This is a genomic window from Vibrio sp. VPAP30 (assembly GCF_001188205.1).
Lineage (GTDB): Bacteria > Pseudomonadota > Gammaproteobacteria > Enterobacterales > Vibrionaceae > Vibrio > Vibrio bivalvicida.
On sequence record NZ_LBLS01000013.1, the window covers coordinates 18,736 to 40,708 of the forward strand.

Below are 21,973 nucleotides of genomic sequence, written 5' to 3' on the forward strand. Positions count from 1 at the left end.
GGCTATCTTCCTTGGTGGTGAGGGTCAAATGCATCGCGCACGGCTTCACCGATAAACACCAGTAAAGTAAGCATCACAGAGAGGACGAAAAATGCCGAGAAGCCAAGCCAAGGGGCCTGTAGATTAGCTTTGCCTTGCGCAAGTAATTCACCCAAAGATGGTGATCCAGCAGGTAAGCCAAAACCCAAGAAATCAAGCGAGGTTAAAGTGGTAACCGAACCTGATAAGATAAACGGCATCATAGTCAACGAAGCAACCATAGCATTTGGTAACATATGACGGAGCATAATACGTTTATCAGCCACACCCATCGCTTGTGCTGCGCGGACATAATCAAAATTGCGACAACGTAAGAATTCCGCTCGGACGATGCCCACTAAGCTCATCCAGCTAAACGCCACCATAATACCCAGCAGCCACCAAAAGTTGGGCTCAACAAAACTCGACAAAATGATGAGCAAAAACAGTGTTGGCATCCCTGACCAGACCTCTATAAATCGCTGACCAAATAAGTCTAACCAACCTCCATAGTAACCTTGCGTTGCACCGACCGCTACACCAATCACACTTGAGACAATGGTTAACACGAACCCAAATAGCACTGAAATACGAAAGCCGTAAATAACACGCGCAAGGACATCTCGGCCTTTATCATCAGTTCCAAGCCAGTTAACGTCATCGGGTGGAGAAGGCACTGCGCCACCGATGTTGTAATTAATAGTATCGTAGCTAAATCGAATCAACGGCCAAACGATATAACCTTTCTCCTCGATAAGCTCAATAACATAAGGGTCCGTATAATCGGCTTCCGTTTCAAATTCGCCACCAAACTCAGTTTCAGCATATTGCGTGACTACCGGGAAATACCATTGGTTGTCAAATTCCACTAACATTGGTTTGTCATTCGCAATCAGTTCGGCGAACAAGCTCATTATAAACAGCAAACCAAATAGCCACATGGACCAATATCCACGTTTGTTGGCTTTAAATCTTAGCCAGCGAGCTTCGTTAAGAGGGTTGGCTCTTTTTTTCTTGAACAACATTAACGCGCCTCAAAGTCGATTCGCGGATCCACCCAAGTGTAGGTAAGATCAGAAATAATACTCAGGATCAGGCCAAGTAACGTCATGATATAGAGCGAGCTAAACACAACGGGGTAGTCTCGTTGTATCGTCGATTCAAAACCCAGTAACCCAATACCTTCAAGAGAAAACATCACTTCGATTAGCATTGAGCCAGTAAAGAAAATACTGATGAATGCCGCCGGAAAGCCAGCAATAATAATCAACATAGCGTTACGAAAAACGTGCTTATAGAGAATGTCTCGCTCGTCTAACCCTTTTGCTCGTGCCGTTACAACATACTGCTTGTTCACTTCATCAAGGAAGGAGTTTTTAGTCAGCATGCTTAGAGTGGCAAAACCACCAATAACCATTGCTAGTATTGGCAATGTTAAATGCCAAAAATAGTCAACGACCTGCTGATACCATGTCAGTTGCTCAAAGTTATTAGAGACTAAGCCACGCAACGGGAACCAACTAAAATAGTTCCCGCTTGCAAATAGTATGATCAAAATGATGGCAAACAAAAAACCTGGAATCGCATAACCGACAATAATGACAGCGCTCGACCAAATATCAAATCGACTACCGTGATGAATCGCTTTTAAAATTCCCAAAGGAATTGAAATCAAGTAGATGATCAATGTGCTCCACAGCCCGAGAGAAATAGAGACCGGCAATCGCTCTACAATCAGGTCGATCACACTGCCCCCCTTAAAAAGGCTATCGCCAAAATTAAAGGTGACATAGTTCTTCAACATGTCAAAATATCGCTCATGCAACGGTTTATCGAAACCAAACTGCTTTTTTATCTCTTCAACGACTTCTGGATCTAAGCCTCGTGAGCCTTTGTAGCCTGTTGCCGATGCTTCCTCTACGGCAGCGGTATCTGCTGAGTTGCCGCCCCCTGTAATTCGGCTCATCAAGCCCGACTCTAGCCCTTCCATTTGAGCAATAGCTTGTTCAACTGGACCACCCGGTGCGACCTGGATAATAAAAAAGTTGATAGTGATGATCGCCCACAAGGTGGGAATAACCAACAGTAGTCGTCTAAAAATATATGCAGCCATCAGAGCCTCTGTTAACGTCGTTTCTCAGGTAGCATGGCAGCTTTCTCTTTTGACACCCACCACGTATCAACGCCCAAGTCATATTCGGGGCGAATCTCTGGTCGTTCAAACTTATCCCATGTCGCGACTCGATATTTGCTGTAATGCCACTGTGGAACCATATAGAAGCTCCATTGCAAAACTCGATCGAATGCGCGGCCAAGGGCTAACAACTTGTCTGGGTTTTGCTGATTATCCGCAATCGCCTGCGTTAAATAGTCCACAGCAGGGTCGATAACGCCTGCGGTATTGTAGGTTGAATCGATAAATTGAGAGTTCCAAACTATCATCAGACTCGAACTTGGGTATGGGTTGGCAAAATATCTCGATGAGACCATGTCAAAATCACGATCGCGCAACCTTTTTATGTATTGAGTACGGTCAACCGTGCGGATTTTCATATCAATCCCCATCGACCTAAGGTTCTTCTGAAATGGAATCGCATAGGTCTCGACATTAGGGTTGAATATCAACAGCTCAAAGCTCATTGCTTCACCCGTTTTAACGTTCGTCATAACCTTATTTTTCAATTCCCAACCTGCTTGCTTAAAAAGTTTGAACGCCGTGCGCATCTGGCTACGAATCCGACCAGAGCCATCTGTTACAGGGGGTTGATACTCTTCGGTAAATACGCGAGGTGGAATTTTATCTTTAATCGGCTCCAGCACTGTAAGTTCAGCTTCTGACGGTAAGCCTACTGACTCATATGTGGTATTTTGGAAATAGCTACGCGTCCGGCTATTCTCGCTATAAAACAGGTTCTTATTCATCCATTCAAAATCGAGGGCATAATTAATGGCTTCGCGAACTTTCGGGTCCTTGAATACTTCAGTTTGAATGTTAAAGACAAAACCATTGGCCTGCTGCGGTTGTTGATGTGAAATCTCTTCTTTCTTGATGTAACCCTTATCGAAGTTCACTCCAGTGTAGGAGTTCTCCCAAAACTTTGGTTCGCTCTCAATACGAAGGTCAAACTCACCCGCTTTGAACGCCTCTAGCATCACGGTATCATCACGATAATAGTCGTATTGAACCTGTTCAAAGTTGTTACGACCAATATTGACAGGAAGATCTTTTGCCCAGTAATTCTTGTCAAGAGTATAAGTGACACTCTGGCCCGGCTTGTAATCGGTGATTTTATACGCACTGCTTCCTACCGGAGGCTTATTCAGTGGCTCAGAAAACTTCTTATCTTGCCAAAAGTGCTTAGGCAACACACGAGTAGACTGGGCGAAACTAAATAGCTTTTCTCTGTCAGGTTCAGACATCTCAATCCGAACCACATAATCCGACTTCGCCGTCACCGATTTAATCGCTTTGTAATAAGAACGATACTGAGGGACACCTTCCGTCATAAATTTTTCGAAGGTAAATGCCACATCATGAGCGGTGATGGGCACCCCATCTTGAAAACGCGCTTTGGGGTTAATATCCAGTTCAAGCCACATGAAATCGTCGGAATAGCGCACATTACTTGCGATTAATGGGTAGTACGCATCAATCTCGTCACTCGGGGAATACATCAGCGTATCGTAAAGCTGGCCACTTCCTGCGGCAGGCACACCACGTGATGCATAACGGTTAAAGTTGTCGTAAGTTCCCATCTGACCATAAGTCACTTTGCCATACTTGGGCGCATTAGGATTGACATAATCGAAGTGAGCAAAATTTTCTGGGTACTTAGCTTCGCCAAACCCTACCAATGTCGTCGTTTCGATAGTTTTGGCGTAAGCTGCAAAGCTCGCACTCGCGGCAATCAATCCGCTCAGCGCAAGACGAGTCAGCATCTTCATATGCTCTTCCTTCCTTGGTAATCCAATCGTTCTAATAACTATAGTATTAATTATTATTAATAATTCAACTACTTGGATCAGTATAGATTCCCAAACTCTTTTCTGTGAAGCAAAAAAATAGCCCTCGAGAAGATCGAGGGCCATTAGCATCAACCAAATTGATTACTTATCTTCAAACCGTTTAGCAAGCTGATAGAACTCGTTAACCTGCCCTTTGAGATCATTGGCGTTCTCTTTAACCGTGTGTGTTGCCGCTAGGTTTTGCTCTGCCGTTGAGGCAATGGAATGGATATGCAGATTGACTTCACTCGACAATTCTCGCTGCTTAATGGCTGAACTGTCGACCGATTGCATTAAGTCGCTCATTGAATGCATTAAGGTTTCTACTTCAGACAATCTTTCTGCACTGACGCTCGCGACTTCGCCACAAGTATTGGTCTGTTTCTGATTGGCAATAATATCCTGTTGCCAACTTTCAATAGTACTAAGCATGGTTTCAATACTGTCTTTGATCTGAACAGTCGCATTCGACGTTCTTCCAGAAAGTGCGCGAACCTCATCGGCTACAACAGCAAAGCCACGCCCCTGCTCTCCTGCTCGGGCTGCCTCTATCGCCGCATTTAATGCCAATAGATTTGTCTGCTCTGCGATACCTCCAATCTCTTCCATCATTTTGTTAACATTTTGTGCCTGTTCACTCAATTGATAAGTCGTTTGCGTCGCTTTTTCTGCTTGTGCACTTAAGCGAGTGAGATTTTGGTGGGTTTGTGTAATGCTCTGTTTTGCATCAGCACAAGTATTCATCGTCACTTCAACAATTTTGTGCGCGTCTTGGGTGCTAGCTGAAACCTCATTGGCCGTTACTTCCACCTCTTCTGTCGCTTCACGCACCTGAAGAATATCTTTTGTTTGTTGATCTAACGCTTCGGTCACTTGGTATGACGTAGCGCTTAAGTTGTCTGCTAGGTCTTGCAATGGTTTAGCCGAATCCGTCATTCGGCCAAGCACAGTACGGATTCGAGCTGAAAGCAATTTTAGATGGAAATCAGCGATTGAAAACTTCTTACCGCCAGAGAATATCAACCGGCTGACACTGTCATACTCAGATTGCAGCTTACTCAGGTGTTTCGGCGTATCAATCAGTTCTTGTCTGAACAATGTAAATAGCACCGCAACTGGCGCTACACTCAATAAGAAGCTTGGCAACCCTTGTATATGACTCAAACTTGAAATCAAAGGGGCACCCAATGCTCCAAGTAGAATGGCATAGCGAAGGCTATCACTTATCTTTAATGACCATACCCGGCCCGACTTTTCTGCACTAAGTAAGCCTTTATAAGCTTTGTCCGCAATTTCAACCCATTCACGCTTTGGCTTTACCCGTACCGACTGATAGCCCACCATTTCATTATCCTGGTAGATTGGCGTCACATAGGCATCCACCCAGTAATAACCATCTGACTTAGTACGATTTTTTACGATACCGCGCCATGCTTTACCTTGCTTTAGATTACGCCACATATCAGAAAAAGCCGCTTTGGGCATATCACTATGGCGAACAATATTGTGATGCTGTCCGATTAGCTCTTGCTGGCTAAACTCCGCGATTCGAGCGAAAGCGTCGTTACTGTAAGTAATAACCCCCCTTAAATCGGTGGTAGAGACAAGTTGTTCTTTGCTTTCCAAAAACGTTTCGCGTGATGATGAAGACTGGGCTGACATGATCTAGTACTTTTGTAGTAATTATGTTGCCGCGAATATAAACAATTAATCAAAATGTGACAAAATATTAATCCTACCCAGTTGTAAAACTTTGAAGTATTTCACTAGACAGTTAGGACATTTTAGCGCCCCGACAAATACGGAACTCTTACTTAAAGCCTTGGTTCCACATAATAGTCCTTTCTGGTGAATAGAGACCCATTAAGTTAGGTAGAGTTGGAACTCAAGATACTCTGTCTCGCGCTCGCTTAACACACGCGGTTACTATTGATAAGTGCCTCACTTTCAAAGAGAATACACCCAACTTGTAGAATTAATCACCAACAAAGTCGACTTGCACTTGATGCTAGCGCTATTTTCAGCCCCAGCACCGATAACTACGCCTTTCTAAGCGATTAGTTCACTACTTTTCTACAATCACTCTACACTTATACTTACGTACAAATACAAATTGCAAAATATCGACAGCGCTACAGGTGACTCATCATTGTTGTATAACTTCAAACACTTAAGTATTCGCCAGATCACTATCTTTGTCTCTATGATAGCGGCGGTGTTATTTCTGTTTTTCTACCTTTCTTTCAAGTTGCTTTGGAGTCACGACCAAGCACTCGAACAGTCTAAAAATCGACAACAGTTCGAACTAGAGCGCGTAGAAACGGTGCTAAGTATGGAGGAATTAGAACTTCGCGCATCAATTGAAGATTATGCTGCGTGGACAACAATGGCTCGGTATGTTGACCAGCCAAATGACTTGTTCATCAATGAAAGCATTGGCCCACATGCATTTTCCTCAAAGCATATTGATGCCATTGTCATATTTGATCCGGACGTCAATACCGTTTGGAGTGGCGTTTACAATGGTGAGGCCATTGTAAATATGTCTTTTCTAGCTTTGGAAAAGCGCGCTGTCATTGATAAAGTTTTGTCTAATGCCGTCAACGCTCAGCAAGATACCGTCCAGTCTTTCGTTGATTACGCTGTCTATAATGATTCGGTATTTATGGTTGCCTCTTCAAGAATTTGCCTTAGCGACGGCAAAGAGTGTGAGCATGGTTACTTGCTGTTTATTAGAAAAATCAGAGAAGAATTCATCAAGCAGATTGAGGCTTCAACAGGAGTAGGAATTTATATACTTCCTTCTTATGGAGAAGTGAAAAATATCGAATCAAATAGCACTATCCTTTATCGAGATGACGTGATTGACGATGCGCTTAAAATTGCAATTAACGTCTCGCACAATGAAATCCTGCCCGAGTTCCTACCTAAAGCTGAGATTGCTGCGTTGTCTTTGTTTGCTCTGATTACCTTTGCAGTGAATCTTTACGTAGTGACAAACTTAGTCAAGCCCTTAAAAGCCGCTCAACAATACCTAAAACAGTTTCAAAAGTCCGGTGACCGACTCCCGAGTGAAGATACATTCATTTCGAAAGAAATGCGCAGCTTCGCAAGACAAATCAATGATTTAATCAATGAGCTTGAAGATAAACGGGCAATCTTAAGAAAGCAGTCGACGATAGATAGCCTGACCCAAATTGCCAATAGAAGATTACTGTATGAAACCGCTCATGACTTAATAGAAACGCTAGAATACAAGTACATTGCCGTTATCCTAATAGATGTCGACCATTTCAAGCTTTTCAATGACAACTATGGGCACTTAGAGGGGGATGAAGCGTTACGTAGAGTTGCTAAAGCACTTCAATCTGTTGACACCCGATATGAAAAGCTCGTGTCAAGGTATGGCGGAGAGGAATTTTGTATCCTTCTGGCTGGAGATCATCCACTTGTATTAGATGGCTACCTGAAAATACTGGTCAATTGCGTCGATGAACTGGGTATAAAGCATGAACACTCTCCAACAAGCGACACGCTAACCATTAGTGTAGGAGCGACATCAGGTGAGTTAGATTCTTACAGTCAACTATCCCACTGGTTCCAAAAAGCGGATCAAGCACTATACGAAGCAAAAAATAATGGCCGAAATGGCTTTCATATTCTCTGGTAGTACCTTGTTTTCGTTATACGTGCAGCTAGCGGAATATACCAAAGAGCCATTGCCACCTGTAATTTAAGCCCTGTCAGGGTTAGCGACCCTGTTGCTACAACCAAGCGATGCTTTGGCGAAAGCGTAGTTAGCCGCGAACAAATACATGCAAAGTGAACTGAACACAGTTCGTTTTGCCGTAAGCTTCAATATTGACTTTGCCCTTTACTCTCCCTCATTTACCCTTACAATTGTGCCAAGTTTGAATTTCAAGGTTAGTTCTATGTCTATCCAATGGTTCCCGGGCCATATGCACAAGGCTCAAAAAGAGATTGCTGAAGCGATCCCTCAGATCGATGTGATTATTGAGGTGCTTGACGCACGTATCCCTTTTAGTAGCGAAAACCCTATGATTGCAGAGTTAAAGGAAGATAAGCCAGTTGTAAAAGTGCTCAATAAACGTGATCTCGCTGATCCAGAACTGACTCAACTGTGGATTGACCATTTTGAGAAAGAGCACAACGTAAAAGCGATTGCGATTACCACATCACAGCCACACGAAGTGCAGAAGATCATGGAGTTGGTCCGTAAGCTTGCGCCACACCGTGAAGAGATCGGTAAAAACATTCGCACCATGATTATGGGCATCCCGAATGTAGGTAAGTCGACCATCATCAATTCACTGGCCGGTCGTACCATCGCTGTAACAGGCAACCAACCTGCGGTAACTCGCCGTCAGCAACGCATTAACTTGCAAAATGGTATCGTGCTTTCCGACACTCCGGGAATTCTGTGGCCGAAAGTTGAAAACCCGCACAGTGGCTTCCGCCTTGCTGCGACTGGCGCGGTAAAAGATACTGCAATGGAATACGATGAAGTCGCGTTTTATACAGTTGAATACCTTGCCAAAGCGTACCCTCAGCGCCTACAAGAGCGTTATGAGATAGAAGATCTTCCGGAAAGCGACATTGAGCTAATGGAAGAAATTGGCCGTCGGCGTGGCGCACTGCGCTCAGGTGGTCGGGTGGATTTGCACAAATGTTCGGAGATTCTACTCCACGAGTTACGTAACGGTACGCTTGGGCAAATCACATTAGAGCTGCCTGAAATGATTACCCAAGAGCTTATCGAAGTTGAACTTGAAGCAACTCGAAAAGCAGAAGAGAAAGCGAAGAAGAAAGAAGAACGTCGCAAGCGTTATCTTAAAAACAAACGCTAATTTGACTAAGGGCAGTGATTACACTGCCCTTTTTTGTGACCTATTGTTATAGTGTAACAAAAAGAACATGAGATATATTGATGAGCATACCTACTAACATCATCACAGGATTCTTAGGAACAGGTAAAACTACCGCAATCCTTAATCTGCTACAAGAAAAGCCCGTAGGCGAACGCTGGGCAGTATTGGTCAATGAGTTTGGCGAAATCGGTATTGATGGCGCCATACTGACCGATCAAGGAGCCCTTATTAAAGAAGTTCCTGGCGGCTGTATGTGCTGCGCAGCAGGCGTGCCTATGTCTGTGGCAATTACCGCACTACTTAGAACCAACCCTGACCGACTTATTGTTGAACCAACAGGGCTTGGACACGCACACAAAGTACTGGCAACACTCACCTCTAGCCAGTTCTCTGACTATATCGACCTAAGAGCGACTATTGGTCTGGTTGATCCAAGAAATCTGCTTAAAGACAAGTATCTGCAAAACCAAAACTTTACTGATCAATTGGCTATCTCTGACATTATCATTGGTAACAAAGTCGATCAGTGCCACGTCAGCGATGTTGACGCTTTCAATGACTGGGTCACAGACCAAACACCTCCTAAGATATTCAGCCAGTTGGTCAAACATGGTAATTTTCCGATCGAACTGCTTGATTCACCTCGCCGCGACAGCTCACCATCCTCAGACGTAGCTGAATATCACCACGAACATGCCGAGCTAGAACCACAGTTTGACCTAGCTCCGAATCAGTCCTATGCTCGCAAAGAGAATAAAGGCCAAGGTTATTATAGCTGCGGATGGATCTTTGGTGCAGAAATCATATTTGATTTCGATGACCTTTTTTCAGTGCTGTCAGACATAACAGCGGAAAGGGTTAAAGGTGTTTTAAATACGTCAAATGGCTGCTTTGCATTTAACGTAAGTAACGGCGTTGTCTCAGTGAATGAGATGTCATTAGAAGGGTTTGAAAGTCGCTTAGAGGTAATAGATAACCAATTGCTTCCTTGGGACCAACTTGAGAATGTCTTAAAACAAATCTCCAATTTAGAGAAATAACTCTTCCTCTAAACGACAAGAGGCGCACCAATCAGTGCGCCCTATCCCTCGTTACTCAATCGTGAGTTTGCGAATCAGGAAGTCATTATGTTGCGACCTGATAAAAAACGAGGCTTTCAATTTTACTGTTGAATCCATCCAAATTGTAGGTAAGGCGAGATTTCCTCCATGCGGGTCGGTTCAAATAGCCTTACCCTTTAACTATGGTTCAAAACAACGATTATGCAAGCTCTAATCCCCTATGCTTGTGTCGATATTGTGATTTCCCTCCAGTAATTTCCATACTTTTCTTCCACCATCGCCGTTATATCAATTTTGAAAATCAATATTCCATTCTTATTGCTATAGTTAGTGGCGCTCACGAGTATAATTCTTATGATAAACATCAAAATTTCCTATCATACCGGAGCCTCATCTTCATGACCAAGAGAGAAAAATTTAAGCTATCCTTACTCGCCAAAGTACCCAAGGATGCGGTAAATCAATTTCTCTCAAGGGACAAAACACCATTATCGGTGCTCGCTCTGTCATTAATTGTTGGCGTTCTTGCTGGTTTAGTGGGAACTTACTTTGAAATTGCTGTCCATTTCGTTTCTGAAACTCGTACCGATTGGCTAATAAGTAAAATCGGTAGTGTGCTCCCCTTGTGGCTCGCCGCTTTTCTTATCAGTGCTACTCTTGCCTTTATCGGTTACTTCCTTGTTCATCGATTCGCTCCTGAAGCGGCAGGTTCAGGTATACCTGAAATAGAAGGGGCAATGGATGGTATTCGTCCTGTACGCTGGTGGAGAGTGATTCCAGTGAAATTCTTTGGCGGAATGGGCGCTCTTGGTTCAGGAATGGTGCTTGGTCGTGAAGGGCCTACCGTTCAAATGGGCGGGGCGATCGGGCGCATGGTGACCGATATTTTTAAAGTCAAAGATGACGATACACGCCATTCATTACTCGCCTCGGGGGCGGCTGGTGGTCTTGCGGCTGCATTTAATGCACCATTGGCCGGCATCATGTTTGTGGTCGAGGAAATGCGCCCGCAATTTCGCTACTCTTTGATTTCGATTCGAGCGGTGATCATTTCAGCTATATCAGCCAATATTGTCTTTCGATACATTAATGGCCAGCATGCCGTGATTACCATGCCACAATATGAGGCACCAGAGCTTCCAGTTCTATGGTTGTTCTTACTTCTTGGTGCTTTGTTTGGTATTTTCGGTGTCATTTTCAACCAACTAGTCACGCTGTCTCAAGACCTGTTTGTCAAACTCCATCGCAATGATAGAAAACGCTATTTGATTACGGGTTCACTGATCGGCGGCTGTTTCGGCATTATGTTGCTCTACTTCCCTTCAGTCACGGGTGGTGGTATAGGCTTAATACCTACCATTACTAATGGTGGTTATAGCGCGCAAATTCTACTTCTGCTGTTTGCGGCACGTATCGCGACAACGCTGATTTGTTTTGGCTCTGGCGCTCCTGGAGGAATTTTCGCCCCCATGCTTGCTCTGGGAACCTTATTTGGTTACGCATTCGGTTTAATCGCCCAAGGCCTTCTGCCTGACTTAAACATCACCCCTGGAATGTTCGCTATTGCAGGGATGGGAGCGCTGTTTGCTGCCACCGTGCGCGCTCCAATTACGGGGATTTTGCTCGTGATCGAAATGACCAATAACTACTATTTAATCCTTCCACTTATCATCACCAGTTTAGGCGCGGTTATTTTTGCTCAACTACTTGGTGGTCAGCCTATCTATAGCCAATTGCTCCACCGAACTCTGAAAAATGAGAAGTTGAGGCAGAAAGATCTTCCGACCAATGAACAATGAGGTTTGCGTCGCAACCGTTTGGCTTGTTATGATCGCGGCAATTAACCCCACATCATCGGAAGTTAACGGCAAATCCCCATCGACAGGAGTAGCGTTAACCAAATAAGGATAGCAGCAGTTGAACTGGAGACGCTTTACTCAATTCCAGAGTGTCCCGCCTTCTCAGGCTTCGCTGGCATTAGGAGTCATTGGGCTTGGTCATGCTTGGGCATTGTACATTCCTGAAGTTGGAGAGATCATTAGGCCTTATTTTGCTGGCTTAGGTGCAATCTTGTTGTTTCCTGTGCTTGTGAAGTACCTATCAAGCTACAGCGCCTTCATGAATGATATTCGCCACCCTCTCAGCGGAAGCCTGATGGCACCGATGAGTATGGCTTTGTTGATATTATGTGATTACCTCGCCGTGATATCACCGATTATCGCTTACCCATTGTGGTTTGCCGCGCTGCTTTTACACCTAACTATGATGACATTGTTCTTCTCGTTTCAACTATTGAATTTCAAAATGTCCAACATAGTTCCAAGTTGGTTTCTTTATCCTGTTGGGGTCATAAGTAGCTCTTTGGCGGGTACACAATTTGGGCACACTGTTTTTTCAGAAACCTTAGTCACTATTTGTATTACCATCTATTTCTTTATGCTGCCCTTGGTACTTTATCGCCTTGTTTTTGAAGGGATGCTACCTAAAAGAGCAAAGCCTACGCTAGCGATAATGGCTGCACCAATTAACCTTACGCTCGCAACCTATTTAGTGAATTTCCCACAGCCAGATCCAATCCTGACTGGGGCCCTAGCGGGAATAGCCATCACGATGACCTTATTGATCTACTTGTGCTACATCAGATTAATGAGACTAAAATTTCAGCCATCGATTGCGGCGGTGACCTTTCCCTCGGTTATCAGTGCCATTGCAATGCACAGATTGACGTCATTTTTTTCCGAAAGCCACCCTCATTGGTATTGGTTACACAACTTTGGGCTGTTTGAGTTGTCAGTGGCAACTGGGTTGGTCGCATGGGTGGCAGCTGGTTATTTAAAGATGTACTGGCCAGAATTCTTCCGAACGAATATTAAAGTCAATTCACAATAATTAAAAATGACATGTAATAAATTAACCATTAAATATTAATTAAGATAGATTCCCTATAGGGTAATTATTTTTATTCAATATAACATTGATTATAATTTTATCTGTTAGTATACGCAAGAAAATCACATTTCCTATTAGATTTCTTATTCAACTGTATTTATACATAGCTATGTCAGCTGGCGCATAAAACCATTTAATTAAGGCTATGTATTATGAATATGTTAACGACTCGCTCTCGTCTACCTGAGTTTATCGACAGACGAATCAACTACTATGTTTCCGACCTAATAAATACAAAAGATAACGGCAGAAACTTAGTATTAGGTAAGAAGCCACACACTGGTGATATCATTTTGCAAAGTAACGACTACCTTGCGCTGACACATCACCCTAAAATCATAGACGCTCAAGTTAGTTCACTGCTCTCCCATAAGGACACGGCGTTTATGTCGAATGTGTTTTTGCACAGTGATGGATTAGACAAGACGGTTGAGCACCGCCTTGCTGACTATACTGGCTTTCAAACTTGTACCATTGCTCCTTCAGGTTGGATTGCGAACATAGGTTTACTGCAGACTATCTGTGACTCAGACACCAATGTCTATATTGATTTCTTTGCTCATATGTCGCTGTGGGAAGGCGCGAGAATTGCGGGGGCGAATATCCACCCCTTCATGCATAACAATGCCCGCCACCTTAAGCGTACCATCAAACGAAACGGCCCAGGCGTTGTCTTAGTTGACTCTATTTACAGCACCATAGGGACAATCGCACCATTACAAGAGATCGTTGACATCGCCAAAGAACTTGGCTGTGCAGTCGTCGTTGACGAGTCTCATTCGTTGGGAACGCACGGTAGTCGTGGGGCAGGCTTGCTTGAGGCGCTCAATTTAACTAGCCAAGTCGACTTCATGACTGCAAGTCTTGCCAAAACCTTTGCCTACCGAGCGGGGGCTGTGTGGTGCAACAATCTAACAGGCCAGGTGGTTCCCTATGTGTCGTTCCCTTCTATTTTTAGCTCAGCAATGATGGCGTTCGAGTTAGATAGAATTGACGCTACATTAAGCGTGATTAAAGACAGTGAACAAGCACGAACACAACTGACATACTGCGCAGAACAAGTTGTCTCTGGCCTAAAAGATATTGGGTTTGATATACGGAGTGAGTCTCAGATCATAGGCTTAGAAACCGGAGAAAAAACCAATACGCGCAAAGTGCGTGATTTCTTTGAAGATAATGGCGTATTCGGATCAGTATTCTGTACACCTGCCACCCCAGATAATAAAAACATCTTGCGACTTTCATTAAATAGCTCCTTAACTAACAATGATATAGATAAGGTTCTATCTGTCGCACGCAAAGCCTACTACAATAAGGATTTATATTTCGTTTAAATAATAAAGCGCCTCAAAAAAGAGGCGCTTGATAAATTAATTTTCATACCGGAGTGATGACTGCACATTTATAGCCCGCTATATATAGTCAGATACCTTATCAAGCAATCTCACCTTATCCACTGGCTTGATTAAATAACCATTCATTCCCACTTGTTCGATTTTGGTTAAAGTCTCTTTTCGGTTGTCCCCGGTATGACCTAAGATAGGTACGTTTGCATAGCCCTCTTCCGATTCACGAATTACGATCGTTGTCTCCAACCCATCAAGCATCGGCATCTCAAGGTCCATCAAAATCAAATCAACAGACTCACTATTTAAGACATTGAGTACTTCATTACCGTCACCAGCCTGAGAAACTTGATAGCCCTGTTTGTTAAGCAGAATACTCGTAAGTTTTCTCATTGATTCGTTGTCATCCGCAATCAAGATACGTTTGCCTGAAACACTTGACTCCTGTTTAGGGATAAGATTTCGATTCGGCTCGATACTGCCGAACATAAGTGCATCCACAGACTTAGTAACATCGGCAAAAAATAGCGCTTTTTCTTTGGGATAGAAAGTAAGGAAACGGCTGAATCGATTATGGTATTTCCCATCTTGAGCATAAAGCATTACGATTTTGGCTTCAGTAAAATGCAGCTTTGGCTCCAACATCAAGTACTCTTGTTCACTGCATGTTTCCAGGTCCAGCAATATCAAATCGTATTCAAACTCGAACTCTTCTTTACCACGAGCTTGGTCAAAATCGACAACGTCACATAACGCCCCAGTATAAAAGGTAAACTCATTCAGTTTGCGTTGCACTGTAGCGTCGTTTCCGATGTAAAGTATCGTTTTAGTTCTTAATATTTCTTGCTTAATTGTAGACACCTGTTGAGACTCATATTGTGGAAATTTAAGAGTAAATCGTGTCCATTGGCCGAGTTCTGACTCACACTTAATTTTGCCGCCGAACGCCTGCATTACGCGTTTACAAAACGGAAGACCAAGACCATAACTCGATGACTTTCCAGACGTATAGAAATCTTTGAACACATACCCAAGCTTATCTTTGTCTATACCAATGCCATTGTCTTCGAAGTACAAATAGTTGTACTCGCCCTGTTTGTTTATCGATATTGCTATTTTGAACTCTTCACCATTTTGATAGTAAAGAGAGTTCTTCAGCAGATTATAGAGCGCATATTTTAATAATGTATCACTACCAAAATAGTCATAATCTTCTTCTACATGCAAACTGACGACTTGTTTCGCATGTTCACTTGGATAAGAGAAACTAGAGAGAGATTCTCGAACAATCTGCTCGACAGAATAAGATCTGAAGGTTGAATGCGATACTCGACTCTGGTCAATCGATGTCAGCAATAGATCGATTGCTTCATTACCATTGCGAATCACTTCATCTGCACCGACAAGTACCTCCTTCATCCGCTCAACATCCACTTTGTCAATCTCAGCTTTATCACCTTGTATCGTCTTAATCGAAGGTAAAGAAGAATCAAGAACGTCTATCGAAGCCTTGAGTGCACTAAGCGGATTCCTCATTTCATGAGCGATCCCTGCCCCAAATGATTTTGCGATCGAGACTTTCGATTCATGTTCGACTTGGTTACGAAAATAAAACAGATTGCCGAATACATAGGTGAACAGAAATATTGGGATATATGGCCATATGACAATGACTTCCGTTTCCACCTTACTCGGCGCATGGCCTAACCCATAGCTCAGTAAATAGGCAACAATGATAGAACCGATTGCTTGCAACAGCATCACACGAGTTTCATGAACCAAAAGAATATGGAGAAAGATCGAAGACATGAAAGACATCGCCCATACCGTGGACCATTCATTCATAAACATCATAAACGAGAAGAAGAAGGGTAAGCAGATCGTTATGGTTGCTAAGTAGTAATACGGTAAGTAACGTTTAAGTGATGCAGGCACATGCTTTCTAAGTGCAAGACCTAGCAGAATCAACGCGCAGAAAAACCTTAGCGGGCCATTCTCATAAGGTTGAGGGTAAACATAAGACCAAATGTAGAAGTACGCAGGAAAACCAAAGAACCCCATCCATCCGACGAGTTCTAGGTTTGGGTCTGCGTATTGATATATTTTTTTTACTACATTCATGCATTAAACCACTGAGCATAAGCTCCATCTTACCTCGCAAACTCAATGCATCTAGTGCACTCAGTCAGTTAACATGCTCGGTATAAATACTTGCCAGCTTCCTTTGTTTAGATGCTCTTCACATAATTAACATGTATAAAGTGAGCATACGCAACATAGTGAACTATGTAAATTCTAGCTCGCTCTAAACTTGTGTACCAATCAAATGTACTCGACTGCCCACTCGCGATGCCTTGACATCAACCCTAAGTTGCATTTGTTCTTTGAGTTCCGTCACATGAGAGATTAAACCAATCATACGACCTGATTGTTGCAAATCGATCAAGGTCTGAATGGCTAAGTCGAGTGATTCAGGATCAAGGCTGCCAAATCCTTCGTCGATAAACAGTGTATCGAGCTTAATACCACCACTGTATGACTGGACAACATCAGACAAGCCAAGAGCCAGTGCCAATGCCGCCATAAATGACTCACCACCCGATAAGGTCGCAACATCACGGGTTTTTCCGGTATAGCCATCTTCGACACTCAGATCGAGCCCGCGTCCCGCTGCACCTTTGAAGCCTTCCGTCTTACGTACTAGTTGATAACGCCCTTTGCTCATCATGCTTAAGCGCTGCGAGGCTTGGATAAGAACGTCATCAAGTAACACACCAAGAACAAATCGATGGAGACTAATTCTACTCCCTGTCTTACCGCTCGCAACGTCATAAAGCGTTCCGTAGACCTTATATTCGGCTTCTAATTGCTGATTTTTCTCATGCAGTGTATTGATATCATTCTGTACTTTTTCAAGGCGCTCAGTCACGGAGAGTACTGTGTCTAACAAACTTCGACGTTCGCGGTATTTTATCTCTGCGGCATCCAATTCAGTTTGTTTTTTATCAAGATCTGGCTTTTCAATGTCATTTAACTGCTCATTAAGGTCTTTAACAGACTGTTCTAACTGAGTAGCAGTCTGAACATACTCATTAATTTGCGCTTGCCATTGATCATATAGTTGCGGCTCTATGCGAGCTTGAAGAAACTGCTGTTGCGAATCTAATGCAGAAAGTTCTAGCTGAGACTGCCACTCTTTGCTCGCTTGCTGACTTTTTACTTTTCCATCTTCGAGTAACTGAGTCGTTGAGCTTCTTTCCGTTTCAATAGCAACAAGCGCTAATTTCGCCTGTTTCGCAGATTGTTGAGCCTTTTCTAACGTCTGATTAAGCTGTGTAATGTTAGCTTTTTGAACAAGGTATTGGCGCTCGACAATGTCAGCTGATGAGTACTGTGGATCAATGCCAGAGGATACTTTCTCAAATTGCTGGCTTTGGACGTTTATCGCTGAGTCATTTGCAGAAACTAGTGACTTTAGCTCATTGATTTTCGCTTCACCATTAACGCAGCGCTGAGTCAAATCTTGAACGGCCTTTTCCATCTTATCGAGATCAATTGCCGCCAACACGTCTAACCTAGCCTTCTGTTGGACTATCTCTTGCTGTAGCTGCTGAGCACTCACGGCTGCGCCTTCACCTAACTCGCGGCGTAACTCTTCAATGTGCTTCTCTTGGGCCACTATTGTCGCTTGCTGTTGTTCCAGTACATTAGTTTGTCGGTTTAACTCTTCAATCGCACTGCGCTCTTGCTGCCGAGCGGCTTGAACCGACTCTTTAGAGATTGGATCACCTTGAAACATGGCAGGTGTTGGATGTTCTTGGCTACCACACACAGGACACGGCGAACCTTTTTCCAACTTTTGCGCCAGAAACGCAGCTTGAGAATTGTGCCAACTCAATTCTTGTTCATCGGCGTATTTTTGCTTCTCTGCAACACCGTTTTTCGCTTTCTCGACTTGTTCTGCTATCGGGACAAGCTTCTGCTGCAGGCGAGCAAGCTCGGCGGTTTGGGCTGCAAGCTTGTTGAGATCGTCAAGCAGACGCTGATTATTTATTAAACCGGTTTCTAAGTTTGATTTCTCGGTCAGATCTCTGCGCGCTTGTTCGAGAGATTTGGCACCTAAGTCAGCCTCTTGTTGCAGTTGCTGTTTGAGCTCGTTGTATTGAATGAGCTTTTTATCGTAATCAACTCGAGTGACATTTAGCGCGCTAATGCTTTTCTCTAGTTCCGATTTCTCAACAAGTTTTACTTTGACTTGCTCTAATTTGAACAACTCTTCAGTCAGCATTGGGATTTGTTTAGCATTCTCCTCAGCCGTCTTAACTCGTTGTTCTTCTTGATGGGATGTCTTTTCTGCCACTATATGTTGAGCCGTTAGTGCGTCTAGTTTGCTTTCTAGACCAACCACCTGTTTCGCACTTGACTGCATGCTAGCGTACGCCACTTCTAGATGGCTCGCACTCTTAGCCAGCTTTAACTTTGACTCCAGCTCGGTAATCTGCGCTTTGTTCTCCAGATGTGATTGCTGAGCCGCAACTGTCGAAGCACGCTTAGTAAACAACTCATTGAGCGATTTTGCTTTGTTTAGCTCACTCTTTAAGCAATTGAGAGTCTCTAACTCCTTCGCCTCAACGCTTCTCGCTTGCTCGAGTTCGTTACGAGAATGAATCAGTCGTTCTTGCAACTCCTGCTCGGTAGAAACTTCTGCCACTTGCAGAGCGCCGCGAATTTGATTGTCGAATTCATCTTTTGCCTTGCTAATCGCACTGGCTTTGTCTTTCAACGCAAATTCGATTTTCTTGTACACATCTGTTTGGAATAGCTGGCCGAATATTGCTTCTCTTTCTTTCGATGAAGCGAGCAACAGCTCTCGAAACTTGCCCTGAGGTAACACCATAACCTGTCGGAACTGGGTTTCATTTAGTCCGAGTAGAAGAGCAACTTCATTTTTCACTTGTGCCGTTTTACTGGTGAACAATACTTCATCATCAGTAATTTCATACAAAGAAGCGGTGTGTTTACGCGTTGTCATGCCTTCGCCACGTGCTTTCGGTGCTTCTTGCTCAGGCGCGCGGGTAACTCGATACTGTTTGCCGTTTAATGAGAATTCCAGAGTCACTTCTGTCAGTAAATTGGTTGCAGCTTGATCGCAGCGCATTTGAATGCCCTGACGCTCATTGCCCGTTGTTTCGCCATACAAGGCAAAGCAAATCGCATCGAGTATTGACGTTTTTCCGGAGCCCGTTGGACCATTGATAAGAAAAAGTGGATTAGAGCCTAACTGAGTGAAATCGATTTGCTCTGTTTTAGCAAAAGGGCCGAAAGCCTGCATTGTTAATTTAATTGGTTTCATGATATGGCCTATTGCTCACTGAGTTGCTTGATGATGTCTGTGATGGCTTTGTCTTGCTCTTCACTGAGCTGGCTATCCTGTGCTTCAACAAAGAAATCGCGAAACATATCGACTTCACTGCGCGCTAATTTGGCCGCTGCCATCTGCTGTTCAACGCCCACCAGCATGCCTGGTTTTTCTAGGTGCAATACGTTGGGGTAGACAGCTCTAAGCTTCTCCATAGGGTTTAAGATTGCGTGCCTGTCCATTAACCGAACCAGTAAGTAGTCATGACTGTTAGGATCGGTTTTACCTTGGGCAATGATTTCATCCAACTCCCCTTCGATTATGCGCATTTCGTGGGGGGCACTGAGGTCAATATGGGTTGCTGACTTAAAACCCGATTCATCAAGCTCAACTAACGTCATGCCTTTCTTTTGGTGCTGCTCTGAAAAGCTGTATTTCATTAACGAGCCTGAGTAGCGGATGTACTCTTCACCCTTCTTTTGCGGCTGATGAAGATGCCCAAGGGCAACATAATCAAACGGAGTAAAGTGCTCGTGGCTCACACGATCCGAGCCGCCAATAGACAGCGGTCTTTCTGACTCTGACTCAATCGCGCCATCAACAAAGCAATGAGAAATGAGCACATTTTTTGACCCTTGTTCAAAGGTCGAGACAATTTCACTGCAGAGTAGTTGATGAGCGTCATCGTGAGTCGAGACTAGTTGCTTAAAATGATGGCGTACGATCTCCGGATCATTATAAGGCATGCCATAAAACCGTACTTTGCCGATATCCGTATCCAATTCAACGGGTTTTAGCATGTCATTAAAATTCGAAACAATATGCAGTCCCGAATCTTTCATTTGCTGCGCGGCAAAGCCTAAACGCTCGGCTCCATCGTGGTTCCCGGGAATAAGAATAATAGGTAGCTTAAGTTCACCACACACTCGACTTACAAACTGATTCATCAATTCAATTGCTGCTGTCGGAGGTACTGAACGATCGTAGACATCACCCGCAATAACCAGTGCATCAACCTTGTTGGATTGAATGTATTCAATAATCTGTTCGAGAACGACTTTTTGATCATCTAAAAGAGAAACATTGTGAAATTGACGGCCGAGGTGCCAGTCAGAAGTGTGGAGGAATTTCATGTAAGCCCAGCGTGTTCCTAGGGTCTGTTGACCTTTTGCGGTTAAATTTTGTTCGAGATAAAAAGTCGCACCGAGAGTGCGACTTTTGTACTTAAATTATCGAGTTATGGGCGATTCTTACAGTGTTCAACTGCATCTTTTACAAGTTCCAACGCCGATTGTCCACATTCTGGTAGACATGCATCGCTCTCACCAAGTGGTGTGACTCGCTCACCCCATTTTAAGTGGCTTGCTCCCCACGTTAATCCCGCACCGAATGCGGCAAGAAGCAAATTATCCCCCGGTTTAACGACGCCCTGCTCTAACGATTCACATAAGGCGATAGGCACAGTAGCAGCCGAGGTGTTGCCGTATTTTTGAATGTTTACAAACGCCTTATCTTGGCTGATGCCTGACAAGTCACACAAGGTTTGAATAATGCGGATATTGGCTTGGTGTGGAATAACCACATCAACATCATCAGTAGAAAGCTCAGAGCGCGCTAGCACGCTCTGAGCAGCCGCGCCCATCCCTTTTACTGCGCGCTTGAAGATCTCTTTACCGACGAAATTGAAATCCCAATGACCATTATCAGCAGCAAACCTATCCATGCAGGTACCAAATTTAGGTACGGCCAAAATATCACGCCCTGCGGAATCACAGCCAAGCTGCGCGTTTTGTAGGCCAACTTGCTCTTCTGTTCTGGTTAAGACAACCGCTCCTGCACCATCACCAAACAAGACTGCGGTATCACGCATTGTCCAATCGATAAAGAAAGATAAGCGCTCCGCGCCAATGACGATTGCGTTTCTGTAGTTGCCTGCTTGAATTAAGCGAGTAGCAGTTTCTAAGCCATAGACAAAGCCTGTACACGCCGCATTTAAATCAAACGCTGCGGCTGCGGTAATACCCAAGTTTTGCGCTACTTTTGACGCCGCATTTGGAATCAGTGAATCAGGCGAGCATGTCGCTAATATGATCAGATCAATCTCGTCAGCACGCTTGCCCGCACAAGCCAGCGCATGCTTTGCCGCGACCGTGGCCATATCAGACGTGTTTACATGGCTAATACGACGATTTTCAATTCCTGTACGAGTGCGGATCCACTCATCAGAAGTATCGAGGAAAGTACTTAGGTCTTCATTAGAAAGCGTTGCAGGAGGTAGGCATTTTCCCCAACCAGTAATTTCTGCATAGAAATTTTTCATTTAGAGCCTTTAATTTAGTTATTTGT

Annotated in this window: 14 protein-coding genes; 6 read left to right on the forward strand and 8 right to left on the reverse strand. The window is 43.9% G+C overall.

Annotated elements, in window-relative coordinates:
- Positions 1-2 precede the first annotated feature (2 nt).
- From ZX61_RS01990 to ZX61_RS02005, 4 genes are all read right to left on the reverse strand, one after another.
- Entirely contained in the window at positions 3-1,043 is a 1,041-nt protein-coding gene (locus ZX61_RS01990; protein WP_049843047.1) for an ABC transporter permease, read from the reverse strand.
- Complete coding sequence (locus tag ZX61_RS01995; protein ID WP_049843048.1) at positions 1,043-2,131, reverse strand: microcin C ABC transporter permease YejB; 1,089 nt, start codon at positions 2,129-2,131, stop codon at positions 1,043-1,045. The genes ZX61_RS01990 and ZX61_RS01995 overlap by 1 nt, the downstream gene beginning before the upstream one ends.
- An 11-nt stretch (positions 2,132-2,142) precedes the next feature.
- Positions 2,143-3,957, reverse strand: a complete 1,815-nt coding sequence (locus tag ZX61_RS02000; RefSeq protein WP_443083314.1) for an extracellular solute-binding protein — start codon at positions 3,955-3,957, stop codon at positions 2,143-2,145.
- Positions 3,958-4,125: 168 nt separating this feature from the next.
- Positions 4,126-5,685, reverse strand: a complete 1,560-nt coding sequence (locus ZX61_RS02005; protein ID WP_049843050.1) for a methyl-accepting chemotaxis protein — start codon at positions 5,683-5,685, stop codon at positions 4,126-4,128.
- A 487-nt stretch (positions 5,686-6,172) separates the two neighbouring features.
- On the opposite strand from ZX61_RS02005, the gene ZX61_RS02010 reads away from it, so the two are divergent.
- From ZX61_RS02010 to cqsA, 6 genes are all read left to right on the forward strand, one after another.
- A complete protein-coding gene (locus ZX61_RS02010; protein ID WP_049843051.1) occupies positions 6,173-7,693 on the forward strand; it encodes a sensor domain-containing diguanylate cyclase in 1,521 nt (506 codons plus the stop codon).
- Between the two features lie 262 nt (positions 7,694-7,955).
- On the forward strand, positions 7,956-8,891 hold the full coding sequence (gene ylqF, locus ZX61_RS02015) for a ribosome biogenesis GTPase YlqF (RefSeq protein ID WP_049843435.1): 936 nt from the start codon (positions 7,956-7,958) through the stop codon (positions 8,889-8,891).
- An 80-nt stretch (positions 8,892-8,971) separates the two neighbouring features.
- On the forward strand, positions 8,972-9,952 hold the full coding sequence (locus ZX61_RS02020) for a CobW family GTP-binding protein (protein WP_049843052.1): 981 nt from the start codon (positions 8,972-8,974) through the stop codon (positions 9,950-9,952).
- A gap of 419 nt (positions 9,953-10,371) precedes the next feature.
- A complete protein-coding gene (clcA, locus tag ZX61_RS02025) occupies positions 10,372-11,772 on the forward strand; it encodes a H(+)/Cl(-) exchange transporter ClcA (RefSeq protein WP_049843053.1) in 1,401 nt (466 codons plus the stop codon).
- A gap of 118 nt (positions 11,773-11,890) precedes the next feature.
- Positions 11,891-12,862 carry a TDT family transporter gene (locus ZX61_RS02030; RefSeq protein WP_049843054.1) on the forward strand — a complete coding sequence of 324 codons (972 nt, stop codon included), beginning with the start codon at positions 11,891-11,893 and terminating at the stop codon, positions 12,860-12,862.
- Positions 12,863-13,074: 212 nt separating this feature from the next.
- Complete coding sequence (cqsA, locus tag ZX61_RS02035; protein WP_049843055.1) at positions 13,075-14,256, forward strand: alpha-hydroxyketone-type quorum-sensing autoinducer synthase; 1,182 nt, start codon at positions 13,075-13,077, stop codon at positions 14,254-14,256.
- Between the two features lie 78 nt (positions 14,257-14,334).
- Here cqsA and ZX61_RS02040 read toward each other — a convergent pair whose 3' ends face one another.
- The 4 genes from ZX61_RS02040 to ZX61_RS02055 form a co-directional block, all read right to left on the reverse strand.
- Complete coding sequence (locus ZX61_RS02040; protein ID WP_049843056.1) at positions 14,335-16,389, reverse strand: hybrid sensor histidine kinase/response regulator; 2,055 nt, start codon at positions 16,387-16,389, stop codon at positions 14,335-14,337.
- A gap of 184 nt (positions 16,390-16,573) precedes the next feature.
- A complete protein-coding gene (locus ZX61_RS02045) occupies positions 16,574-19,621 on the reverse strand; it encodes an AAA family ATPase (protein ID WP_049843057.1) in 3,048 nt (1,015 codons plus the stop codon).
- 8 nt (positions 19,622-19,629) lie between these two features.
- Entirely contained in the window at positions 19,630-20,760 is a 1,131-nt protein-coding gene (locus tag ZX61_RS02050; protein ID WP_049843058.1) for an exonuclease SbcCD subunit D, read from the reverse strand.
- Between the two features lie 104 nt (positions 20,761-20,864).
- Complete coding sequence (locus ZX61_RS02055; RefSeq protein WP_049843059.1) at positions 20,865-21,947, reverse strand: ketoacyl-ACP synthase III; 1,083 nt, start codon at positions 21,945-21,947, stop codon at positions 20,865-20,867.
- Between the last annotated feature and the right edge of the window lie 26 nt (positions 21,948-21,973).